Here is a 19736-nt window from a genome sequence, read left to right as displayed (position 1 = left end):
CGATTTCGGCAAGCGGCAAAGGTGAGCTTGGTCTGACCTGAGGCGGTAAACATGAGTTTGAGTTCATCTCTCGCCACGGCAATGACGGCGCTGCGTGCCAACCAGGCAGCGCTTTCGATCGTATCGTCGAATGTCGGCAACGCGCAGACGCCGGGTTACGTCGCCCGCAGCATCAACCAGGTTGCGGAATCCACCGGCGACGTCGGCTCCAGCGTCAGGGTCACCGGCGTCAACCGTTCGCTCGACCAGTTCGTGCAATCGCAACTGCGTTCCGAGACCTCCGGCGGCGCCTATGCCGACCAGATGTCGGGTGTGCTGACCCAGCTGCAATCGGTTTACGGAACGCCCGGCGCCGCCGGCTCGCTCGAAACCGCGTTCTCGAATTTCACGACGGCGCTGCAGTCGCTGTCGACGACATCGGGAAGCGCGTCGACGCAGATCTCGGCCGCGCGGTCCGCGCAGTCGCTGGCGCAGCAGCTCAACGCAACGACGCAGGGCATCCAGACGCTGCGTTCCAATATGGAGCAGGACCTCAATATTTCGGTCGGGCAGGCCAATACGGCGATGAACCAGATCGCGCAGCTCAACACCCAGCTGCAGAGCATGAGCGCGAACGATCCCACTGCCGCGAACCTGATGGATCAGCGCGACAGCGCGATCACCCAGCTTTCGCAACTAATGGACATTCGCGTTTCCACCAACGGCAGCAACCAGGCCACGGTCTATACGTCCAACGGCGTCGAACTCGTCGGCGTGCAGGCCTCGCAACTGAGCTTCAATTCGCAGGGCACGCTGAACGCGAATTCGCTGTGGAATTCCGATCCGACCAAGTCCTCGGCGGGCACGATCTCGTGCAAGCTGGCGAACGGTGCGTCGATCGACATGGTCGCGTCGAATTCATTCAAGTCCGGGCAGATCGCGGCCGACCTGACGCTGCGTGACACGACGCTGGTGCAGGCGCAGACGCAGGTCGACCAGTTGGCCGCCGCGATGGCGAGCGCGCTGTCGGATAAGACCACGGCCGGCGCCGCGGCGCCCGCAGCGCTGGCGCCCAAGGCCGGCTTCGACCTCGACCTGTCGAACATGCTGCCGGGCAACACCGTCAATCTCACTTATACGGACACCGCGACCAACACCCAGCATCAGGTCTCGATCGTTCGCGTCGACGATCCCTCCGTGCTTCCGCTGTCGAACGCCACCGGCGCCAATCCGATGCGGATCGGCATCAATTTTGCGAGTGGTATGGCGTCGATCGTGACCCAATTGAACGCCGCGCTCGGCGGCGCCAACCTTCAGTTCTCCAATCCGTCCGGGTCGACGCTGCGCGTCGTCGACAACGGTGCGTCGGCTGCGACCGTCAACGCGGCCTCGGTCACCAAGACGGCGACGTCGCTGGCGAACGGAAGCCCGCAACTGGCGTTGTTCACCGACGGCGCCTCGCTCTACAGCGGCGCGATCACCGCCGGCGGTTCGCAGTTCACCGGACTGGCGGGACGCATCACGGTGAACGCCGCCGTTCTCAGCGATCCTTCCAAGCTGTTGGTCTACAACACCTCGCCCGCGACCCAGGCCGGCGACACCACGCGTTCCGACTTTCTCTACAACCAGTTGACATCCGGAACCTTCAGCTACTCGTCCGCGACCGGACTGGGTACGGCGGCGGCGCCCTTGAAGGGAACGCTCAGCAGCTACATGCAGCAGTTCCTCAGTCTGCAGAGCAACGCTTCCACCACCGCGATCCAGCTTCAGCAGGGCCAGGATGTCGTCGTCAACACGTTGAAGCAGAAGATGCAGTCCACTTCCGGCGTCAACATCGACGCCGAGATGGCGAACCTGATCGCGCTGCAGAATTCCTATGCCGCCAATGCCCACGTGATGTCGGTGGTTCAGAGCATGATGAACAGCTTGCTGCAGGCGCAGGTATAAGGCGGACGATATGGCAATCAACTCCCTCAGTTACGCCGGCTCCCTGATCCTGAACCAGTCGGTTCAGACCCTGAAGAACCAGATGACGGTTCTGCAGTCCCAGCTCACGACCGGAGACAAGTCGACGACCTATGCGGGCATGGGCGTCAACGAAGGATTTGCCATGGCCGCGCGGTCGCAACTGTCGGGCATGTCCGCCTTCACCGATACGATGACCGTCATCAATTCCAGCATCGGTGTCGCCAACACCGTGCTGCAGGCGATGAACGATATCGGCAAGACGATCCAGAACAGCTCGAACAGTTCCTCGCAGGCGTTGAACACCGCCGGCCAGAGCATCGCCCAGCAAACCGCGACCTCGCAGCTTTCCTCGATGCTCGGAATTCTCAATACCCAGGCCGGAGACCGCTTCCTGTTTTCCGGTACGGCCGTCACCACCCCGTCGGTCGCGTCGATGGACGACATCCTGAACGGGACGACGACGCAGGCCGGATTGAAGCAGGTCATCGCCGAACGCAAGCAGGCCGATGTCGGCACCACCGGTCTCGGTCGTCTCGTCATTACGTCCCCGACCGCAACGTCGGTGAAGGTAGCGGAAGATGTCGCCGGTTCGCCGTTCGGCCTGAAGCTGAGTTCGGTCTCGTCGTCGCTGACCGGTGCGACGGTTACCGGCCCGTCCGGATCGCCCGCGGGTATTTCGATCGACCTCGGCGCCACCAACCCCAACAATGGCGACAAGGTCAGCTTCACGTTCAATCTGCCTGACGGGTCGACGGAATCGTTTGCGCTGACGGCCTCCACCGCGACGCCGCCGCCGGCCGGCAGTTTCGCCATCGGCGTCAGCACGACGGCGACGGCGGCCAATCTCAACGCGGCCTTGAATACGGCGATCGGCACGCTGGCCGATACGTCGCTGGTAGCGGCGTCGGCGGTGCAGGCCGGCAATGATTTTTTCAATACGACGGGAACGGCGACGGGTAGCGTGGTCAACAACCATGCGGCGATACCTGCGCCGATCACCGGCGCGACCTTGCTGTCCGGTGCGGCGGGCACCGACTCGCTGGGCACGAGCTTTGCGGCTGGCGACACCATCACCGTCAATGGTACGCCGATCACCTTTGTCGCTTCGGGTGCCACCGGAAACCAGCTCAACGTCACCGACAACGTCCAGACGCTGCTGACGAAAATCGATTCGATCACAGGCACTTCGACGCCATCGACCGTCAGCGGCGGCGTGATCTCGCTGCACACCGACAACGCTGCGAGCCTGTCGGTCTCCAGTTCGAATACGGCCGCGTTCGCTGCACTCGGCTTCGGCGCGACCGCGACCGCGACCGTGCCGCCGTTGCGGGTGGGCGGTTCGCCGCTGGGCTCGGCGACATCGCTGGTCAGCGGCACGCCGGCGAATACGGTCACCTGGTACACCGGAAATCCCGGGCCGACCGCTACCGCACGCGCGTCGGCAACAGCGCGGGTCGATGCCACGGTGAAGGTCGAATACGGAATCCAGGCCGACGAGCCGGCCATTCGTTCGCAGCTTCAGGCGCTGGCGGTGTTCGCCGCAGTGACGACCTCGACGACCAATCCGAATGGTGCCGCGCAAGTATCGGCGCTGAGCCAGCGGATCACGCAAGCTCTCACCGCGCAGCCGGGAAAGCAGACGATCCAGGATATCCAGACCGATCTGGCAATGGCGCAGACCACGATGAGCGACGCCACGGCGCGGCAAAAGCAGGCCAAGGTAATGTTGCAGAACGTCGTCGACCAGACCGAGACGATTTCTCCGGACCAGGTGGCGAGCCAGCTTCTGGCTCTTCAGACCAGCCTGCAGGCTTCCTACCAGACCACGTCGATGCTCTCCCAATTGAGCCTCGTGAAGTATCTGCCGGCGGGATAGTCCTGCGGGCCGGGCGTTAGGTTTTCGTTAACCACGCTTATTTACAGTTAGGTAAGGACTGCGGCTTGCGTCGGCCGCTTCGGAGCCGTTCATGACCGATCAAGTTCACCTGGTGGTAGCCGCGCCCTGCTTCGGCGGACGGGTTTCCGGCATCGATGCCAGTTCGCAATTTTCCGTGCCCGCGAGCGAGGCGGATGCTGCGTGAAAACATGTCGACGCTGAGCGCCTCGCTTCGGTTGCAGGCGGTCGAGGCGCCGATCTCTCAGGATCGATCCCGTTCGGCTGCCGCGATGGCCGATCTGTTCGGGCCGCTGGAGGGTCTGCTCCGCGGCGGCGGCGATCCGCGGCTCGACATCGACCCGACGAGCGGCACCAACGAATATGGCTGCCAGCCGTTTCCTTGTCCGGGCACGCTGAGTTTTGCCTCAAGCACGGCGACATCGATATCGGCCCGAGCCTATGGGCGTGCGGCGGAAGCGCGGGATTCCCTGATGCGGTCGGCGATCGCCATCGGTATCGACGGAGCATTCGAAGCCCGCGTCGAAGCCATGCGCGACGAATTGAAAGCTCATCTCGGAATATCCGGAACGCGGGCCGAAGTCATCTTCGCGCCGTCGGGCACCGACGCCCAGCTTCATGCGCTGTTTCTGACCCGGGCGCTGCGCGGTCCTGCGCTGACGACCGTCATCGTGGCTTCCGATCAAACCGGAAGCGGAACCGCAGACACCGCGCGGGGCCATCATTTCAGGGCCGCGACGGCGAACGGAGTTCGGGTTCGAAAGGGAGAGCCCATCGCCGGATTGGCGCATTCGGTCGCAAGCGTCGCACTGCCGCTGTTCGATGATGGCGGTGACTTCTGCCCGCACACCGAGACCGATTCACGGGTTCTCGCTGCGATCGAAAAGCTGGTTGCGAGCGGCAGCAACGTTCTTCTTCAAGTCATGGATTCGTCGAAGCTGGGCTGGCGCGCTCCAAGCGAGGCGTGTCTCGAGGAGATATCGATACGCTGGCCCCAACAGGTCCAGGTCGTCGTCGATGCCTGCCAAATGCGTCTCGGTCGTCCGCGGCTGCGAAAATATCTCGATCGTGGTTATCTGGTGATCGTTACCGGCTCCAAGTTTTTCACCGGCCCTGCCTTTAGCGGTGCACTGCTGGTGCCTGCCGTGCTCTCGAATGCGCTCGATGCGGTTCCCGGGATTGCATCGGGGCTCTGTGAATATAGCAGCCGCAGCGACTGGCCGATGCCGTGGTCGGCCCTCCGCGCGCGCTTTCCGGTCCGTACCAATTTCGGCCAATGGCTTCGCTGGGAGGCCGCACTCGAGGAAATCCGCGCCTACTACAGCGTGCCCGACGAGTTTCGCGTGCTGGCTCTCACGACGTTTCGCGCAGGCGTGGAACGGATCATCGCGTCATCGTCGTTTCTTCGCCCGTTGCCGCCGCAGCAAAAGCCGGAAGGCGCCAGCGCGGACGACGAGGAACTGGCTCAGACGACGATCTTTCCGTTTGCGATCAGGTGTGGCGATCGGCTTTTGTCTCCGTCTGATTGCAGGACGATATATCGTGGGCTTGCACGCGATGCGCAGGATGCAGTCGCGGCGAGTGGACGCGGGTGTGCGCCGGAAATCGCAGCGAAGCCTTGTCTTGTCGGCCAACCCGTCGCCTTGAACGACGTCGAGCAGGGTCCGGTCGCGGCGCTTCGCATCTCGGCAAGCGCACGCCTCGTCACCGAGACGTGGTCGCCCGACCTGGACACAGCTCATGATAATCTGCAGCGCGAACTCGGTCATGTCGGCGCAATCGTTTCAAAGATCGAGTGGCTGCTTGCGCATTTCGACGGCTTGAACTTGATGGAGATTCCAAATGCATCCTGATTTTCACGAACCGCTCGCCGTCGCCGAACCGGAATGCGCGGACAAGATCGGCATGGCCAAGCTGGCAAAGCTGGCATTCGACGGCGCGGACCTTCGCCCGATGTGGCGCGACCTGATCGCCAAGCTGATTGACGGCACAGCGGATGCAGGTGAGGGGCTTGACCTGTCGCTGATCGCGCAGTTGCTCGGCGACAAGCAGACGGGCCTTGCCATCCAGCAGGACGTGCTCAAATCCCAGCGGCTGTTTCGCTCGCCGTGCCTGGCGACCAAGCCTCGATTGAGGGTTCTTGCGCTCGCCGCAGCCACCGACATGGGCAGCAACACGCCGATCGAATTCCTGCTTGAACAGTCCGGCATCGATCTCATGACCCTGTACGTGATCCCGGAATTCGAACTGCCAGTACCGTTGCCCGATCATGACGTTGCGATTGTGATCGCTTCGGACTCGGAGGATTGCAGGGCCGCGCTCGACAAGATCGATCGGGCCGTGGCGCGCTGGCCGCGGCCGTTGCTCAATATCCCGCGGCAGGTCTGCATTCTGGACCGGGACAAGCTTCACCGTCTGCTTGCCGATATCGAAGGGCTGGTCATTCCGGCAACAATCGCTGTCACTCGCGGGCAACTGCAAGAAGTGTCGCGCTCGGCCGAGGTACTTGCCGCGATCGCAACCGAACTCGCCTTTCCCGTCGTCGTCAGGCCGCGGGGCTCGCATGCCGGGGTCGGGCTGGCCAAGCTCGACGATGGCGCCCAGATGGAACGCTATCTTGCAGAGAGGCAGGAGCAGGAATTCTTCATCTCGCGCTTTGTCGATTACTCCGGCGAGGATGGCCTGTTTCGGAAGTACCGGGTCGTGTTCGTCGATGGTCGAGCTTACGCGTGCCACATGGCGATCGCCGAGCGATGGGACATCTGGTATCTCAACGCGGGAATGACCGCGAGTGCAAGCAAGCGTCTCGAGGAAGAGACATTCATGCACACGTTCGATATCGGATTCGCCCGCCGCCACCAGACGGCACTTGCAGCGCTCGTCGAACGCGTCGGTCTCGAATATTTTATGATCGATTGTGCGGAGACCGGCGATGGATCGCTGCTGATCTTCGAGGCCGACAACACGGCTGTCGTGCACAACATGGATCCGCCCAGCGTGTTTCCGTACAAGTCGCCTCAGATGCACAAGATATTCGATGCATTCGCGGCGATGCTGGAGCGCCGCGCGCGACGTGGCCGGGAGCGGGCGGCGTGACCAAGGTGTTGCGCGACCGCAGCGTGGAGTCCGGGTCGAGCGAGACGCTCGATCCGAAAAACTGGGACGAGATCCGCGCGCAGGGTCATCGCATGCTCGATGACATGATCGACTATGCCGCCAATATTCGCGCGCGGCCGGTCTGGCAGCCGATACCGGATGAGGCTCGCGCCCGGTTTCGCGCCGAGCTTCCGCGTGAATCTTCCGATCTCGGTGATGTCTATCGGGAGTTCGCCGATTTCATACTTCCCTACGCGACGGGCAACGTTCATCCCGGCTTCATGGGATGGGTGCACGGCGGCGGCACGGCGGTGGGCATGCTGGCGGAGATGCTGGCGGCCGGACTGAACGCCAATCTCGGCGGGCGCGATCACATTCCGGTCGAGGTCGAGCGCCAGATCGTCGAATGGACGCGCCAGATGTTCGGCTTTCCGAATGGCGCGAGCGGCATTTTCGTCACCGGGACGTCGATGGCAAATCTGATGGCGGTGCTGGTGGCGCGAACAACGGCGCTCGGACGATCGGTCCGGCAGCGCGGCGTCCAAGGTGCGTCACTGACTGCCTATACCTCGGTCGCGGCGCACGGCTGCATCGCCAAGGCGATGGATATCGCCGGCTTCGGGAGCGATGCATTGCGCTGCATCAGGGTGGACCGGTCTCACCGCATCGACCTGGCAGGGCTGCGCGCCCAGATCGAATTGGACCGCGAGGCCGGTTTGAATCCATTCCTCGTCGTAGGCTCGGCGGGAACGGTGGATATCGGTGCCATCGACGATCTGGTGGCGCTCGCTTCGCTATGCCGGGAAGAGGGACTCTGGTTTCACGTCGACGGCGCCTATGGCGCACTCGGCATTCTGTCCCCGGTGCTCGCGCCGCGGCTGGCTGGAATTGAAAACGCGGATTCGATTGCGCTTGATTTTCACAAATGGGGGCAGGTGCCCTATGACGCGGGTTTCCTGATTGTTCGCGACGGCGAACAGCACCGGCAGACGTTCGCCGCTCCGGCGGCGTATCTGCGGCGCGAGACGCGCGGGCTCGCTGCCAACTCGCCCTGGCCTTGCGATCTCGGTCCGGATCTGTCGCGGGGCTTCAGGGCCCTCAAGACATGGTTCACCCTGAAGACCTACGGCACGGAGAAGCTCGGAGCCGTCATCACCCGAACCTGCGCGCTTGCGGGATATCTGGAAGCCCGGATCCTGGCGGAGCCCCGGCTCGAGTTGCTGGCCCCGGTGCAGCTCAATATCGTCTGCTTCCGCTATCGATGTGCCGACGCCAATCGCGTCAACGGCGATATCGTCATCGACGTCCAGGAGTCCGGCATCGCGGCTCCGTCGACGACGCTGCTGAACGGAGAACTCGCGATACGTGCGGCGATCGTCAACCATCGCACCGATACCTGCGACATCGACGCCCTGATCTCGGCGGTACTGGAGTTTGGCGCGAGCCGATCGTCTTGCGGAGACGAGCCGGTGCTCGACATCGAGCAATCGCCGCCCCTGGCGCTGTAGGCGATTGGGATTCCGACGGTCGCGCTACCTGGTCAGACGGGCGCGTTAAGCCGATTTGAGTTCGATGTTCGCATCGTCCGCCTGCAAGCTTTTCGCATCGGCGATGAGAGTCTCTTCGTGGCCGATCAGCTTCTTCGCTTCTTTCAGCGCATGATAGAGATCGCCGTTGAGGATGTGGTTGTTGATCCCCTCGATGAAGGACCATCCGCTCGGCATCGTGCTCATGATATCCCGCAACAGGCTGAAATAGGTCAGGTGATGGGCCACCGGATCCGGCGACAGATACATCAATTGCACGGCCAGATAGACCAGCTTGGCCGGCGTGTCGGCGGTCTCGGGCGTTAGGATATCTTTTTCACGCAGGATCGGGATCCTGTCGCCGTCGATCAAAAGCCGGGCGCGCTGATCGGTATTGGTGACGACGCAGGCGCCGATGATGATCCGTTCGTTCGGCTTGAGCTCGACTTTCAGGGCCATGTCTGTTCTCCGTTGCTGCCTCACGTGAGCGACCGTCACTGTGTATTCGAATGGATACCGGCTTGGGCCGCGCCACATACGCGCTGAGGCTTCTTCGGCCGGTGCGCCACAATCCTTTCTGATTACGGTTAACGCTTGGTAAACGAGGCAAGAGATCGTGTGAATGTGCAGTATTATCAATGTCGTGTGCAAATGACGCGATGACGAAAACCCAAGGCGGGCTGTCGCCGGCGTGACCGACAGATCAATAGTGCGGTATCGAATTCATATTTTCTTAGAGGCTAGGCTGCACGGTCGGCCGGTCACCCGATCAGAACAGGTCGGGAGTAGGCACGCACTCTAGTTTCACACCAGAAAGGTATGAACATGGCTATTGTTCTCTCGGCTTCGGTTCGCCAGAACCTCCTCTCCCTGCAGTCGACCGCGGAATTGCTCTCCACCACGCAGAACCGCCTTGCCACCGGCAACAAGGTCAACTCGGCTCTCGACAACCCGACCAACTTCTTCACCGCGCAGGGTCTCAACAACCGCGCCAGCGACATCACCAACCTGCTCGACAGCATCGGCAACGGCGTGCAGGTCCTGCAGGCTGCCAACACCGGCCTCACCTCGCTGCAGAAGCTGGTCGATACCGCGAAGTCGATCGCCAACCAGGTCCTGCAGGCGCCCACCGGCTATTCGGCCAAGTCGACGGTGAGTTCGGTTGCCGCCGTCGGTGGCACCGCCGCCAATCTGGTTGATGGCGTTACCATCAAATCCGGCGACGTTCTGGCCATCGCCGCCACTGGTGGCGGAACGGCGACCAGCATCACCCTAACCGCGAGCGAGTCCCTTGCCCAGTTGAACACCAGTTTGGCGGCCAACAACCTCACCGCCAGCCTCGACAGCAGCAACAAGCTCGTCTTCACCACGACGAACGACGCGGCCTCGTCGACCGTCGGCCTCGTCACCCTTACCGGCGCTGGTACGGCGACCTTCGCCGCTGCTGTCGCGCCGGTTGCAGATCCTGCTTCGCAGGCTATTCGCACCAGCCTGGTCAACCAGTACAACAGCATCATCACGCAGATCTCGACCACGTCGCAGGATGCTTCCTTCAACGGCATCAACCTGCTCAACGGCGACAACCTCAAGCTGACTTTCAACGAAACCGGCAAGTCCACGCTCAACATCACCGGTGTCACCTTCAACGCTGGGGGCCTTGGCCTTTCTTCGCTGGCCGCGGGAACGGACTTCCTCGACAACAGCTCTGCGAGCAAGGCGCTCGTCACGCTCAGCGCGGCCAGCACCTCGCTCCGCACCGAAGCGTCGGCGCTGGGTTCGAACCTGTCCGTCGTGCAGCTCCGCCAGGACTTCTCCAAGAGCCTGATCAACGTGCTGCAGACCGGCGCGTCCAACCTGACGCTGGCCGACACCAACGAGGAAGCGGCCAACAGCCAGGCGCTGTCGACCCGCCAGTCGATCGCGGTGTCCGCGCTGTCGCTGGCCAATACCTCGCAGCAGAGCGTGCTTCAGCTCCTGCGCTGATCTCGAAAGCGAGAAACAAGACCAAAACGGCGGGGGAAACCCCGCCGTTTTTTTTCGTTTTGGTGGTTCAACACGCCGAAGCCCGTCCGCAGGGCATAGCGGCGCGCTTTAAGAAAGCGTTAATCAAACAACTTAAGCCGGCATTAACTATAACTTAAAGGAGTTACCGTAGAACGGCGGGACGTAAACTAGGAAGGTTTGACACATGTCCGGTATTGTCCTTTCGGCATCGGTTCGCCAGAACCTGCTGTCGCTGCAGTCGACCGCCGAACTGCTAGCCACCACGCAGGGCCGCCTTTCGTCCGGCAAGAAGGTTAACTCGGCGCTCGACAACCCGACCAACTTCTTCACCGCGCAGGGTCTCGATAACCGCGCCAGCGACATCAACAATCTGCTCGATGGTATCGGCAACGGCGTGCAGGTGCTGCAGGCTGCCAACACCGGCCTCACCTCGCTGCAGAAGCTGGTCGATACCGCGAAGTCGATCGCCAGCCAGGTTCTGCAGACGACCACTGGTTATTCACCCAAGTCGACGGTGACTTCGGCTGCCGCCCTCGGTGGCACCCCGACCAATCTGGTTGATGGCGTTACCATCAAAGCCGGCGACGTTCTGGCAATCGCCGCGACCGGCGGCGGAACGGCGACCAGCATCACCTTCGGCGCCAACGAGTCCCTTGCCCAGTTGAACACCGCTTTGGCGGCCAACAACCTGACCGCCAGCCTCGACAGCGCCAACAAGCTTGTCATAACCACGTCGAACGACGCGGCTTCGTCCACCATCGGCGCCGTCACCTATACCGCGACGGGCGGTGGTACGGTGACCTTTGGCGCGGTTGCCCCGCCGGTTGCCGATTCGGCTTCGCAGACCATTCGCGCCAGCCTGGTCGCCCAGTACAACAACATCATCACGCAGATCACCACCACGGCGCAGGATGCTTCCTTCAACGGCATCAACCTGCTCAACGGCGACAACCTCAAACTGACTTTCAACGAAACCGGCAAGTCCACGCTCAACATCGCCGGCGTCACTTACAGCGCGGCTGGCCTCGGCCTGAGCCCGCTGGTCTCCGGTACCGACTTCCTCGACAACAGTTCGGCCAATGCGACGATCGCCAAGATCAGTGCCGCGTCGAGCGCGCTGCGGACGGAAGCCTCGTCTCTCGGCTCGAACCTCTCCGTCGTGCAGATCCGTCAGGATTTCTCGAAGAACCTGATCAACGTGCTGCAGACCGGCTCGGCCAACCTGACGGTGGCCGATACCAACGAGGAAGCGGCCAACAGCCAGGCGCTGTCGACCCGCCAGTCGATCGCGGTCTCCGCGCTGTCGCTGGCCAACCAGTCGCAGCAGAGCGTGCTGCAGCTCCTGCGCTGATCCCGACGGCAAGAAACAAGACCAAAACGGCGGGGGAAATCCCGCCGCTTTCTTGACCTGACCACCGTGCCGTGCCGTCGGTCATGACGGCCTTCTTTGCCCAACTCCGGACAAATACGGTAACAACTACTAACCATATTTTAAAGGCAGCGCCGTACAAGCGTTGGGCAGCTTTCGAATTGTCCCTGCGTAAAGCGTTCCCAGAGGTGATGGATGTCTCATGCCGCTCAAGCCTATGCCCGCACGTCACACACGACGGCATCCCCTCGGGAAATCGAGGCGCAGGCCCTGCTGAAGGCAGCAAGACAATTACAGGACGTCCAGGTCAACTGGACCGGCCCTGACAAGAGCCTGCATCAAGCGTTGCTGTTCAACCGCCGGCTGTGGTCGATCTTCATGAGCGCGGCGGAAACCAACGACAACCCGCAGTCGTTGGAGATCAGGCAGAACATCGCGAATATCGGCGTGTTCGTCATGAAGCAGACGATCGACATGCAGATCAATCCGGATCCGGCGAAGCTGAAATCGCTGATCGACATCAACTGCAACATCGCCGCGGGCCTGTCGGGTCAGGTCTGACGGTTTTTCGATCCGGCGGAGCGCGGCCATGGTCGACCTCACGAGCATCTTGTCAGCCGCCTACAAGTCCGTCGGATCGGCCGGGGTTCCGTCCAGGACCCAGTATGTCGCCGTCGATCCCACACTTTATCAGGGCACCTGGTCGGGCACCTACCAGGATAAGAAATCGTTCACGCTCACGGTCTCGAACGTCAACGGCTACCGCGCGCAGGTGAGTTACCACAGCGGCAGCACGATCAAACACCAGAGCGTCCTGATCAAGGACAACTCGTTCCGGGTTGGCGATACGAAGTTTACGTTGGCCGCGAAGGCCGGAACCGCGCAAATCAAAAACGTCGTCACCGATCCCGCGACCGGCGGAACCTTCCTCGACACCGCGGTTGCCACCCTGAGCCAGTAACCGGGCGAGCGGGCTCAGGCCTTGCGGTCGGTGGCAAGAGGACGCTCGAGCGCGCTCTTTGTGAGATCCAGCGCATGGAAATAGGCGCGACGGCGCAGGACGGCTTCATCGGGGAATTGCTGTACCACCAGGCTGGTTCTGTTGTCGACGACTTGATAGACGATCGAGCCCGCGGCGCGATCGATAAACGCCTGATGCGATACTGAATTGCTCCCGGTCTGCGGATCATTGCGTACGGCTGCGCCGGTGTCAGCCACGGTGACGCTCTTGCGCGCCGGCAGTTCAGTCGCGACCGCTTTGCCCGCTGCTTGGCTTGGGGCCTGCACAATAGGTGTAGCGGCCGGCGTCCCCACCGGCCTGATGCTGAAATCTGTACTCATGGCAGCCTCCTGGCTTGCTGCGAGTCAAATCCCAACCCCTCGTCATCCGCAACTTATCTCGTGACCTCTCAATATGGAGTTAGGGAACACGCTGAAGGAGGCTCTGACGCGGATGCGCTGATTTATTGAAAAATTGAATTGTTCCCGGCGCGCCAGGACCCGTGCATGGGGCAACATTCAGAGCGAACGACTGACCGAGAGCGGCGCGTGGTGGCGCGGGCCCGGCGTCGTGCGCGCGCCGGAAGCCGTATAGCTGTTCGGCATGCTGCGACGCTGCATCTCGCTGCTGACGCCGCGCACGATTCCTTCGGAGACCGCATGCGCGGTCGCGAGCACGGTGAGATTGATCTGCAGCATCGCGCGGAAGGTGTCGTGATGGCGCTTCAGAGTAGTCAGCAGTTCTGGCGAGACCTGCTCGAGATAGGCCTGCGAGTTCTTCAGGCTTTCGACCGCGAGGGCGTAGCGGCGCGAATGTTCACTCTTCTGCGGTTCTAGCTGCATGGCTTCGTGCAGCTTGCCGGCGCGGACCAGTTCGGTCTCGCGCTCGATGACGCCGAGCAATCCGCTCATCACGTCCATCAGGCTCTCGGCGAGCTTGCGGGCTTCGACCGGGGTGGAAATCGCCGCGGTCTGCGCGGGTCTTGCCTGAGGACGTTGGTTCATCTCGGGTTCCCCGTTGGATTAGGCGGCGCGGTTGGCTTGCTGCATGATCAGCGTGTGAAAGACGTCGTCCGATATTCCGACGCCGCCGGCCTTGGCGAAATTCTTCGAATATTGTTCGGTCAGCATCGAGCGCCAGACGCCGGTGCCGGGCGTGTCGCCGAACGGGCCGTCGCCTTTGACGCCGGTGGTCATCTGCGAAAACATCGAGTTGAGGAACATCGCTTCGAAGTCGGTTGCAGTGGCTTTCGCCTTGGCCTGCGCCTGCGGCGATACCTTTGCCAGCGCCTCGGTGAACGCCGGATCCGCGCGGCCCTTGAACAGCGGCATCATTGCCTTGGTGGGCATGCTGCCGGTGGTGCTGTTGATCAGGCTCTGCTGCATCACATCACCTCGATGTCGGCCTGGATCGCGCCGGCGGCCTTGATCGCCTGCAGGATGCCGATCAGGTCGCGCGGCCCGATGCCGAGGCCGTTGAGGCCGTCGACGAGCTGCTGCAGCGAGACGCCGTCCTTCACGACCGCGAATTTCTTGCCGTCCTCGGCGACGCTGACGCTCGAGCGCGGGGTGACGACGGTACGGCCGCGCGACAGCGGATTGGGCTGACTGACCTGCGGGCTTTCCGAAATCGTCACGGTGAGGTTGCCTTGCGCCACGGCCACGGTGGCGACGCGTACGTCGCGGCCCATCACGATGATCCCCGAGCGTTCGTCGATGACGATCTTGGCGGCGAGATCCGGCTCGACCTGCAATTGCTCGATCTCGGTGAGGAAGGCGACGACGTTGCCCTTGAACTCGGGGGGGATCGACAACTGCACCGTCGAGGGATCGATCGGCTCGGCGGTCTTGACGCCGAGGAAGTCGTTGACGGCGGCGGCGATGCGTTTGGCGGTGGTGAAGTCGGCGTTGCGCAGCGCCAGCCGCACATTGGGCAGGCGATTGAGCGCGAACTCGATCTCGCGTTCGATGATGGCGCCGTTGGCGATGCGGCCTACCGTCGGCACGCCGCGGGTGATGCTGGCGGCGGCGCCTTCGGCTGCGAATCCGGAGATCGCGAGCGAACCTTGCGCAACCGCGTAGACGTTGCCGTCGGCGCCGAGCAGGGGCGTGACCAGCAGCGTGCCGCCGGTCAGGTTCTTGGCGTCGCCGAGCGCGGAGACGGTGACGTCCATCCGCGTTCCCTGGGTGCCGAACGCCGGCAGGTTGCCGGTGACCATCACGGCGGCGACGTTGCCGGTGCGGATGGTGGCGCCTCGGATGTTGACGCCCATGCGCTCGAGCATCGCCTGCAGCGATTGCTTGGTGAAGGGGATGTTGTTCAGCGTATCGCCGGTGCCGTTGAGGCCGACGACGAGGCCATAGCCGATCAACTGGTTCTGCCGCACGCCTTCGATATTGGCGAGGTCCTTGATCCGCGAGGTCGCGCCTGCAGGAAGGGACGACAACGCCAGCGCCAGCAGCGCGGCGCAGGCCACCCAGATTACTCTTGCCGAACGGATGCCGGGCATCCTGTGCTCCCCTCGAGGTCTTCAACCGGATCGCAACGCCACTCCCATGACGGTGATCCGCCATTAACTATGCGAGATCGATGCCACCCGGCGCGATGCATGTAATGCATTGATATTGATAGGAATTGTTCGAGAGCCCGGTGCGGAAGCGGTGCCCGGGCGATGGCGAAACTGCCGCCGGCGGCAGAATTTGCCGGGTCGTTTACACATCGTTAACCACAGCGGAGCGATGCTGCGCTCACTTCTCCCGGACGAGATCACGACGATGCGCATCTACGGACCGAACGGCACCACGCTTGGAGCGCCCGCGAGCCAGACGCGGCGAACCAGCTCGACCGGCTTTTCGCTGCCGGAAACGCCGGCAGCCCCAGAGGAGCCGCGTTCCGCCTCGGCACCGAAGGCCGCCGGCAACATCGATGCGCTGCTCGCGATGCAGGGCGTCGAGGACCCGACCGAGCGCCGCAAGCGTTCGGTGGCAAGGGGCAGGGGCGCGCTCGACGTGCTAGACGATCTCAAGCTCGGGCTGCTGTCCGGCAATCTCGATGCCTCGACCGTCAACCGGCTGCGCGATGCCGCCGCCAACCTGAAGTCATCCTCCGGCGATCCCGGCCTCGATTCGGTTCTGTCCGAAATCGAGCTCCGCGTCGAAGTCGAGCTGGCCAAAGCTGGTCAGTTCTAATTTTCTCACCTCGTCATTGCCCGGCTTGCCGCCTCCGCTGTAGCTCCGACGAGCCCAGCTTATGTCTCTCCGCGTCATTGCCTGCAACAAACGCAAAGCGTTTGTGCAAGGGAGCGAAGCGACGCGGCAATCCATCTCGCCGCACGAAGAAAGACTGGTTTGCTTCGCTTCGCTCGCAGACGTGGAAAGAGCCGTTTTCGTGGGGCATGTGCATTACGCCGCGATCGGCTTCCGCTGCGCGTCGTAGCGGCGCTGCGCATTCAACACCTCCTTCAGATTGCTTTCGGCCCAGTCGCGCAGCGGATCGACCGCGTTCGCCAGCGTCGCGCCGAGCGGCGTGATCGAATACTCCACCGTAACAGGCACGGTGGCGATGGCGCGGCGTTTGATCAGCCCGTCGCGCTCGAGCGACTTCAACACCTGGCTCAACATCTTCTGCGAGATGCCTTCAATGGTGCGGCGTAACGCATTGAAGCGCATTGGTTCGTGCCGCACGAGAAGCAGGATGAGGACGGCCCATTTGTCGCCGATGCGATCCAGAATCTGGCGGGTCGGGCAGTCCGCGGAATAGGCGTTGGCGGTTTGGTTGTTGGTAGCTTTCACGGCGGTTACTCCGGCGTAATCAGGTGACCTCAAAGTGCTCTCTTAACACCTACAACCTTTTTGCTATCTAGTCACCATTGGATACCACATCCGCCCCGCCAATGGAGACCCTTTATGAAAATCGCCGTCATCGGTGCATCCGGCAACGCCGGCTCGCGCATATCAGCCGAACTCGCCCGCCGCGGCCATGCCGTCACCGCCATCGCCCGCAACCCCGGCAAGATCGCGAGCCAGGCCAATGTCACTGCCGTCGCGGGCGACGTGATGGACCAGGCGGGCCTTGCTGCCTTGCTGGCCGGCCACGACGCCGCGGTCAGTTCGGTGCACTTTCTCGACAGCGATCCGGTCCGGCTGATCGGCGCGGCCAGGGATTCGAACGTCGGCCGCTACCTCGTGGTCGGCGGCGCCGGCAGCCTCGAGGTGGCCCCCGGCGTCCGGCTGGTAACGACGTCAGGATTTCCCGTGGCATACAAGGCCGAGGCCGAGAAGGGGGCGGCCTTCCTCGACCTGCTCCGGGCCGAAAAGGAACTGAACTGGACCTTCCTGTCGCCCTCGGCCCTGTTTGCGGCCGGCGAGCGGACCGGCAAGTTCCGCCTGGGAACGGACCAGCTTTTGACCGCGGAAGACGGGAAAAGCTGGATTTCCTTTGAGGACTTCGCAGTTGCACTCGCCGACGAGATCGAGCGCCCGGCCCATATCCGGCGGCGTTTCACGGTTGGCTACTAAACAGGCTGGCCGCCCCGATAGTTTTGCCTGTGCAAGGCCTTGGGGGCGGCCCCTCCCTGGGGATGGACGATATTGTCTGTCACAACCCGCCGCTATATAAGGCCCGCGCGGACGGATACTTTTCCGTCCCGCCTTGCACGTGAAGATGGGCTGGCCTTGGAAAAGTTGAAGAACTATCGACCTACCGAAAAAGAGCCTTTCATGAACGACCGCCAGCGCGATTACTTTCGCGCGAAGCTGCTGGCGTGGAAGGACGAGATCCTGAGGGAATCGAAGATCACCCTGCAAACCCTCCAGGAAGAGAACGTCAATCATCCCGATCTGGCTGATCGCGCCTCTTCTGAAACCGACCGCGCCATCGAACTGCGCGCCCGCGATCGCCAGCGCAAGCTGATCTCCAAGATCGACGCCGCGTTGCAGCGTATCGAGGACAACACATACGGCTATTGCGAAGAGACCGGGGAGCCGATCTCGCTGAAGCGGCTCGAAGCCCGTCCGATCGCAACGCTGTCGGTGGAAGCGCAGGAACGGCACGAGAAGCGCGAGAAGGTTTATCGCGACGAATAGGGCAGTGCCCGAGGCCTGATCGCAGCATGCGGTCAGGCTTGTTGTCACGACAAGAGAAAGCCGCCGCCGATGGACAACATTCTCGCGGCCGCAAAGATCATCGCCACCGCCCGCCGTGGCCGCGCGCCGCTGGCGGCACTTCCGCCTGATATGACGCCCGGCGACGAGGCCGAAGGCTACCGGGTTCAGCGTGCGCTGCACGCTCTGCTGCTGCCGCAAGTGGGCCCCCTGGTCGGTTACAAGATCGGCTGCACCAGCCCCGTCATGCAGCAATATCTCGACATCCCGCATCCCTGCGCCGGCGGCGTGTTCGCCAAGGGGGTGCACGACAGCGGCGCCTCGTTGCGCTTCGGCGATTACGTGCGCGTCGGCGTCGAGTGCGAGATCGCGGTAAGGCTCGCGCGCCATCTCGCGCCGACCGAAGCGCCGTTCACGGCCGAATGGGTGATGGAGGCGATCGAGGCCTATCACCCCGCGATCGAGATCGTCGACGACCGCTACGTCAAATGGGAGACGGCGGGAGCGCCGACGCTGGTGGCGGACGATTTCTTCGCCGCCGGCTGCGTGCTCGGCGCGCCGGTCTCGCGATCGGCCGCGCCCGATCTGCTCAAGGTCACCGGCCGCGCCATGATCAACGGCAAGGAAGCCGGTCGCGGCACCGGCGCCGACGTGCTCGGACATCCGCATAACGCGCTGGCCTGGCTCGCCAATCATCTCGCCGCCGAAGGCAAGGGATTGCACGCGGGCCAGATCGTGCTGACCGGCAGTCTGGTCAAGACGGTGTGGCTCAATGCCGGCGATACCGTGGTGATGGAGCTGGATGGACTGGGCACGGTGACGGCGAATTTCAATTGAATCGTAGGGTGGGTTAGGCGAAGCCGTAACCCACCGATAAGCATCGAGAACTTGTGATGGGTATCGCTGCGCTCCACCCATCCTACGCACCGAATTTTTTTGTCCAATTTCCGAATTGAGTGAGCGTGATGGCCGAGAGCGTTGCATCGATCCTTGAGAGCGACGCCAAGGGCGAGACCGCCGAGATCTATGCCGATATCCGCAAGGTGCTCGGCACCAGCGTCGTCAACCTGATTTGGCGCAATCTCGCGACCATGCCGGGCGCGCTGCCTTGGACCTGGTCGACGGTGCGCCCGCTCTATCTCGGTGCCGCACCGCTGCATGCCGAAGCCGTCAGGCGCGGCATCGCGCTGCCCGAATGGCCGGATTTCTCCGCCGACACGCTGCTCGCCGCAGGGATCGACGAATCCGACCAGGGCATCATTCGCAACGTGCTCGACAGCTATCAGTATACCAACGCGCTGGCGCTGGTGGTGCTCTCCGCGCTGCTGGCGCATTACGAGCCGCGGCCGGCCGATGCCGTGACGCCGGCCGTCACCGCCCCGAAGCCATCGGGCACCAGGATTCCCGAACTGCCGCCGATGGACGCGCTGGATCCCGAAGTGGCCGCGCTGGTCGAGGAGTTGAACAGTTTCGGCGAGGACGCCGAACCGCAACTGATTGCAAGCATGTACCGGCATCTGGCGTATTGGCCGTCCTATCTGGCGCTGCTGCGCACCATGCTGGCGCCGCTGCAACGCGACGGGCGGCTTAATACGCTCACGCTTTCGACCCGCGCGCTCGGCCACGCCCATGGCGCGGTGCTCGCTTCGCACCTGAAGCCTTCGACGCCGCCTGACACGCTCAAGGGCGCGCTGGCGTCGTGCCGCCTGTTCGTCGAACATCCGATCGCCCGCATGACCGGGCTCTGCGCCTTGATCCGGCGCGCGACGCCGCAATAGCTCAATCATCCGGGCTATGA

Annotated in this window: 20 protein-coding genes; 14 read left to right on the top strand and 6 right to left on the bottom strand. The window is 62.8% G+C overall.

What is annotated here, in order from left to right; all coding sequences use genetic code 11:
• Positions 1-51 precede the first annotated feature (51 nt).
• The 5 genes from flgK to BLS26_RS06055 all read left to right on the top strand — a co-directional run bounded on the left by flgK (position 52) and on the right by BLS26_RS06055 (position 8445).
• Complete coding sequence (gene flgK / locus BLS26_RS06075; RefSeq protein WP_092509318.1) at positions 52-1926, top strand: flagellar hook-associated protein FlgK; 1875 nt, start codon at positions 52-54, stop codon at positions 1924-1926.
• Between the two features lie 10 nt (positions 1927-1936).
• Positions 1937-3823 carry a flagellar protein gene (locus BLS26_RS06070; RefSeq protein WP_092509316.1) on the top strand — a complete coding sequence of 629 codons (1887 nt, stop codon included), beginning with the start codon at positions 1937-1939 and terminating at the stop codon, positions 3821-3823.
• Positions 3824-4017: 194 nt separating this feature from the next.
• Entirely contained in the window at positions 4018-5694 is a 1677-nt protein-coding gene (locus BLS26_RS06065; protein ID WP_244541857.1) for a hypothetical protein, read from the top strand.
• Positions 5695-5746: 52 nt separating this feature from the next.
• Positions 5747-6937: a RimK family alpha-L-glutamate ligase gene (locus tag BLS26_RS06060; RefSeq protein WP_092517683.1), complete on the top strand. Its 1191-nt coding sequence runs from the start codon at positions 5747-5749 to the stop codon at positions 6935-6937.
• Positions 6934-8445 carry an aspartate aminotransferase family protein gene (locus BLS26_RS06055; protein WP_092509314.1) on the top strand — a complete coding sequence of 504 codons (1512 nt, stop codon included), beginning with the start codon at positions 6934-6936 and terminating at the stop codon, positions 8443-8445. The genes BLS26_RS06060 and BLS26_RS06055 overlap by 4 nt, the downstream gene beginning before the upstream one ends.
• Positions 8446-8490: 45 nt before the next feature.
• On the opposite strand, the gene flbT is transcribed toward BLS26_RS06055, so the two are convergent.
• On the bottom strand, positions 8491-8922 hold the full coding sequence (gene flbT, locus BLS26_RS06050; protein WP_092509312.1) for a flagellar biosynthesis repressor FlbT: 432 nt from the start codon (positions 8920-8922) through the stop codon (positions 8491-8493).
• Between the two features lie 366 nt (positions 8923-9288).
• Here flbT and BLS26_RS06045 point away from each other — a divergent pair, with 366 nt between their 5' ends.
• From BLS26_RS06045 to BLS26_RS06030, 4 genes are all read left to right on the top strand, one after another.
• Positions 9289-10446 carry a flagellin gene (locus BLS26_RS06045; protein ID WP_371360784.1) on the top strand — a complete coding sequence of 386 codons (1158 nt, stop codon included), beginning with the start codon at positions 9289-9291 and terminating at the stop codon, positions 10444-10446.
• 205 nt (positions 10447-10651) lie between these two features.
• Positions 10652-11818, top strand: coding sequence for a flagellin (locus BLS26_RS06040; protein WP_092509308.1), 1167 nt, complete (start codon positions 10652-10654; stop codon positions 11816-11818).
• Positions 11819-12031: 213 nt separating this feature from the next.
• The gene (gene flaF / locus BLS26_RS06035; RefSeq protein WP_092509306.1) at positions 12032-12397 is read left to right on the top strand and encodes a flagellar biosynthesis regulator FlaF; all 366 of its coding nucleotides are present in this window, start codon (positions 12032-12034) and stop codon (positions 12395-12397) included.
• A gap of 28 nt (positions 12398-12425) precedes the next feature.
• On the top strand, positions 12426-12797 hold the full coding sequence (locus BLS26_RS06030; RefSeq protein WP_092509304.1) for a hypothetical protein: 372 nt from the start codon (positions 12426-12428) through the stop codon (positions 12795-12797).
• A gap of 14 nt (positions 12798-12811) precedes the next feature.
• Here the strand turns inward: BLS26_RS06030 and BLS26_RS06025 are convergent, their stop codons facing one another.
• From BLS26_RS06025 to BLS26_RS06010, 4 genes are all read right to left on the bottom strand, one after another.
• The gene (locus BLS26_RS06025; protein WP_092509302.1) at positions 12812-13177 is read right to left on the bottom strand and encodes a hypothetical protein; all 366 of its coding nucleotides are present in this window, start codon (positions 13175-13177) and stop codon (positions 12812-12814) included.
• Between the two features lie 177 nt (positions 13178-13354).
• Positions 13355-13840, bottom strand: coding sequence for a hypothetical protein (locus BLS26_RS06020; protein WP_092509300.1), 486 nt, complete (start codon positions 13838-13840; stop codon positions 13355-13357).
• A gap of 18 nt (positions 13841-13858) precedes the next feature.
• Entirely contained in the window at positions 13859-14185 is a 327-nt protein-coding gene (gene flgJ / locus BLS26_RS06015; protein WP_244541964.1) for a flagellar assembly peptidoglycan hydrolase FlgJ, read from the bottom strand.
• Between the two features lie 35 nt (positions 14186-14220).
• Positions 14221-15345, bottom strand: a complete 1125-nt coding sequence (locus tag BLS26_RS06010; RefSeq protein WP_092509296.1) for a flagellar basal body P-ring protein FlgI — start codon at positions 15343-15345, stop codon at positions 14221-14223.
• 265 nt (positions 15346-15610) lie between these two features.
• Between BLS26_RS06010 and BLS26_RS06005 the strand changes: the two genes are divergently transcribed.
• Positions 15611-16024 carry a flagellar assembly protein FliX gene (locus tag BLS26_RS06005; RefSeq protein ID WP_092517681.1) on the top strand — a complete coding sequence of 138 codons (414 nt, stop codon included), beginning with the start codon at positions 15611-15613 and terminating at the stop codon, positions 16022-16024.
• A 213-nt stretch (positions 16025-16237) separates the two neighbouring features.
• On the opposite strand, the gene BLS26_RS06000 is transcribed toward BLS26_RS06005, so the two are convergent.
• Positions 16238-16627, bottom strand: coding sequence for a helix-turn-helix domain-containing protein (locus tag BLS26_RS06000; protein ID WP_092509294.1), 390 nt, complete (start codon positions 16625-16627; stop codon positions 16238-16240).
• Between the two features lie 114 nt (positions 16628-16741).
• Between BLS26_RS06000 and BLS26_RS05995 the strand changes: the two genes are divergently transcribed.
• The 4 genes from BLS26_RS05995 to BLS26_RS05980 all read left to right on the top strand — a co-directional run bounded on the left by BLS26_RS05995 (position 16742) and on the right by BLS26_RS05980 (position 19716).
• On the top strand, positions 16742-17353 hold the full coding sequence (locus BLS26_RS05995; protein ID WP_092509292.1) for an NAD(P)-dependent oxidoreductase: 612 nt from the start codon (positions 16742-16744) through the stop codon (positions 17351-17353).
• A gap of 201 nt (positions 17354-17554) precedes the next feature.
• The gene (dksA, locus tag BLS26_RS05990) at positions 17555-17920 is read left to right on the top strand and encodes an RNA polymerase-binding protein DksA (RefSeq protein ID WP_092509290.1); all 366 of its coding nucleotides are present in this window, start codon (positions 17555-17557) and stop codon (positions 17918-17920) included.
• Between the two features lie 69 nt (positions 17921-17989).
• Positions 17990-18775 (top strand): 2-keto-4-pentenoate hydratase, encoded by a 786-nt coding sequence (locus tag BLS26_RS05985; protein WP_092509288.1) that lies wholly within the window; start codon positions 17990-17992, stop codon positions 18773-18775.
• Between the two features lie 128 nt (positions 18776-18903).
• On the top strand, positions 18904-19716 hold the full coding sequence (locus BLS26_RS05980; protein WP_092509286.1) for a hypothetical protein: 813 nt from the start codon (positions 18904-18906) through the stop codon (positions 19714-19716).
• Positions 19717-19736: the final 20 nt, after the last annotated feature.

It is taken from the genome of Afipia sp. GAS231 (assembly GCF_900103365.1).
In the GTDB taxonomy this organism is placed as follows: Bacteria; Pseudomonadota; Alphaproteobacteria; order Rhizobiales; family Xanthobacteraceae; genus Bradyrhizobium.
This window is presented reverse-complemented; position numbering and strand designations above follow the sequence as displayed.

What these genes read in the sequence shown, in the direction of transcription:
- flgK (WP_092509318.1), top strand. Translation starts at nt 52, where the DNA reads ATGAGTTTGAGTTCATCTCTCGCCACGGCAATGACGGCGCTGCGTGCC.
- BLS26_RS06070 (WP_092509316.1), top strand. Translation starts at nt 1,937, where the DNA reads ATGGCAATCAACTCCCTCAGTTACGCCGGCTCCCTGATCCTGAACCAG.
- BLS26_RS06065 (WP_244541857.1), top strand. Translation starts at nt 4,018, where the DNA reads ATGCTGCGTGAAAACATGTCGACGCTGAGCGCCTCGCTTCGGTTGCAG.
- BLS26_RS06060 (WP_092517683.1), top strand. Translation starts at nt 5,747, where the DNA reads ATGGCCAAGCTGGCAAAGCTGGCATTCGACGGCGCGGACCTTCGCCCG.
- flbT (WP_092509312.1), bottom strand. Translation starts at nt 8,922, where the DNA reads ATGGCCCTGAAAGTCGAGCTCAAGCCGAACGAACGGATCATCATCGGC.
- BLS26_RS06045 (WP_371360784.1), top strand. Translation starts at nt 9,289, where the DNA reads ATGGCTATTGTTCTCTCGGCTTCGGTTCGCCAGAACCTCCTCTCCCTG.
- BLS26_RS06040 (WP_092509308.1), top strand. Translation starts at nt 10,652, where the DNA reads ATGTCCGGTATTGTCCTTTCGGCATCGGTTCGCCAGAACCTGCTGTCG.
- flaF (WP_092509306.1), top strand. Translation starts at nt 12,032, where the DNA reads ATGTCTCATGCCGCTCAAGCCTATGCCCGCACGTCACACACGACGGCA.
- BLS26_RS06030 (WP_092509304.1), top strand. Translation starts at nt 12,426, where the DNA reads ATGGTCGACCTCACGAGCATCTTGTCAGCCGCCTACAAGTCCGTCGGA.
- BLS26_RS06025 (WP_092509302.1), bottom strand. Translation starts at nt 13,177, where the DNA reads ATGAGTACAGATTTCAGCATCAGGCCGGTGGGGACGCCGGCCGCTACA.
- BLS26_RS06020 (WP_092509300.1), bottom strand. Translation starts at nt 13,840, where the DNA reads ATGAACCAACGTCCTCAGGCAAGACCCGCGCAGACCGCGGCGATTTCC.
- flgJ (WP_244541964.1), bottom strand. Translation starts at nt 14,185, where the DNA reads ATGCCCACCAAGGCAATGATGCCGCTGTTCAAGGGCCGCGCGGATCCG.
- BLS26_RS06010 (WP_092509296.1), bottom strand. Translation starts at nt 15,345, where the DNA reads ATGCCCGGCATCCGTTCGGCAAGAGTAATCTGGGTGGCCTGCGCCGCG.
- BLS26_RS06005 (WP_092517681.1), top strand. Translation starts at nt 15,611, where the DNA reads ATGCGCATCTACGGACCGAACGGCACCACGCTTGGAGCGCCCGCGAGC.
- BLS26_RS05995 (WP_092509292.1), top strand. Translation starts at nt 16,742, where the DNA reads ATGAAAATCGCCGTCATCGGTGCATCCGGCAACGCCGGCTCGCGCATA.
- dksA (WP_092509290.1), top strand. Translation starts at nt 17,555, where the DNA reads ATGAACGACCGCCAGCGCGATTACTTTCGCGCGAAGCTGCTGGCGTGG.
- BLS26_RS05985 (WP_092509288.1), top strand. Translation starts at nt 17,990, where the DNA reads ATGGACAACATTCTCGCGGCCGCAAAGATCATCGCCACCGCCCGCCGT.
- BLS26_RS05980 (WP_092509286.1), top strand. Translation starts at nt 18,904, where the DNA reads ATGGCCGAGAGCGTTGCATCGATCCTTGAGAGCGACGCCAAGGGCGAG.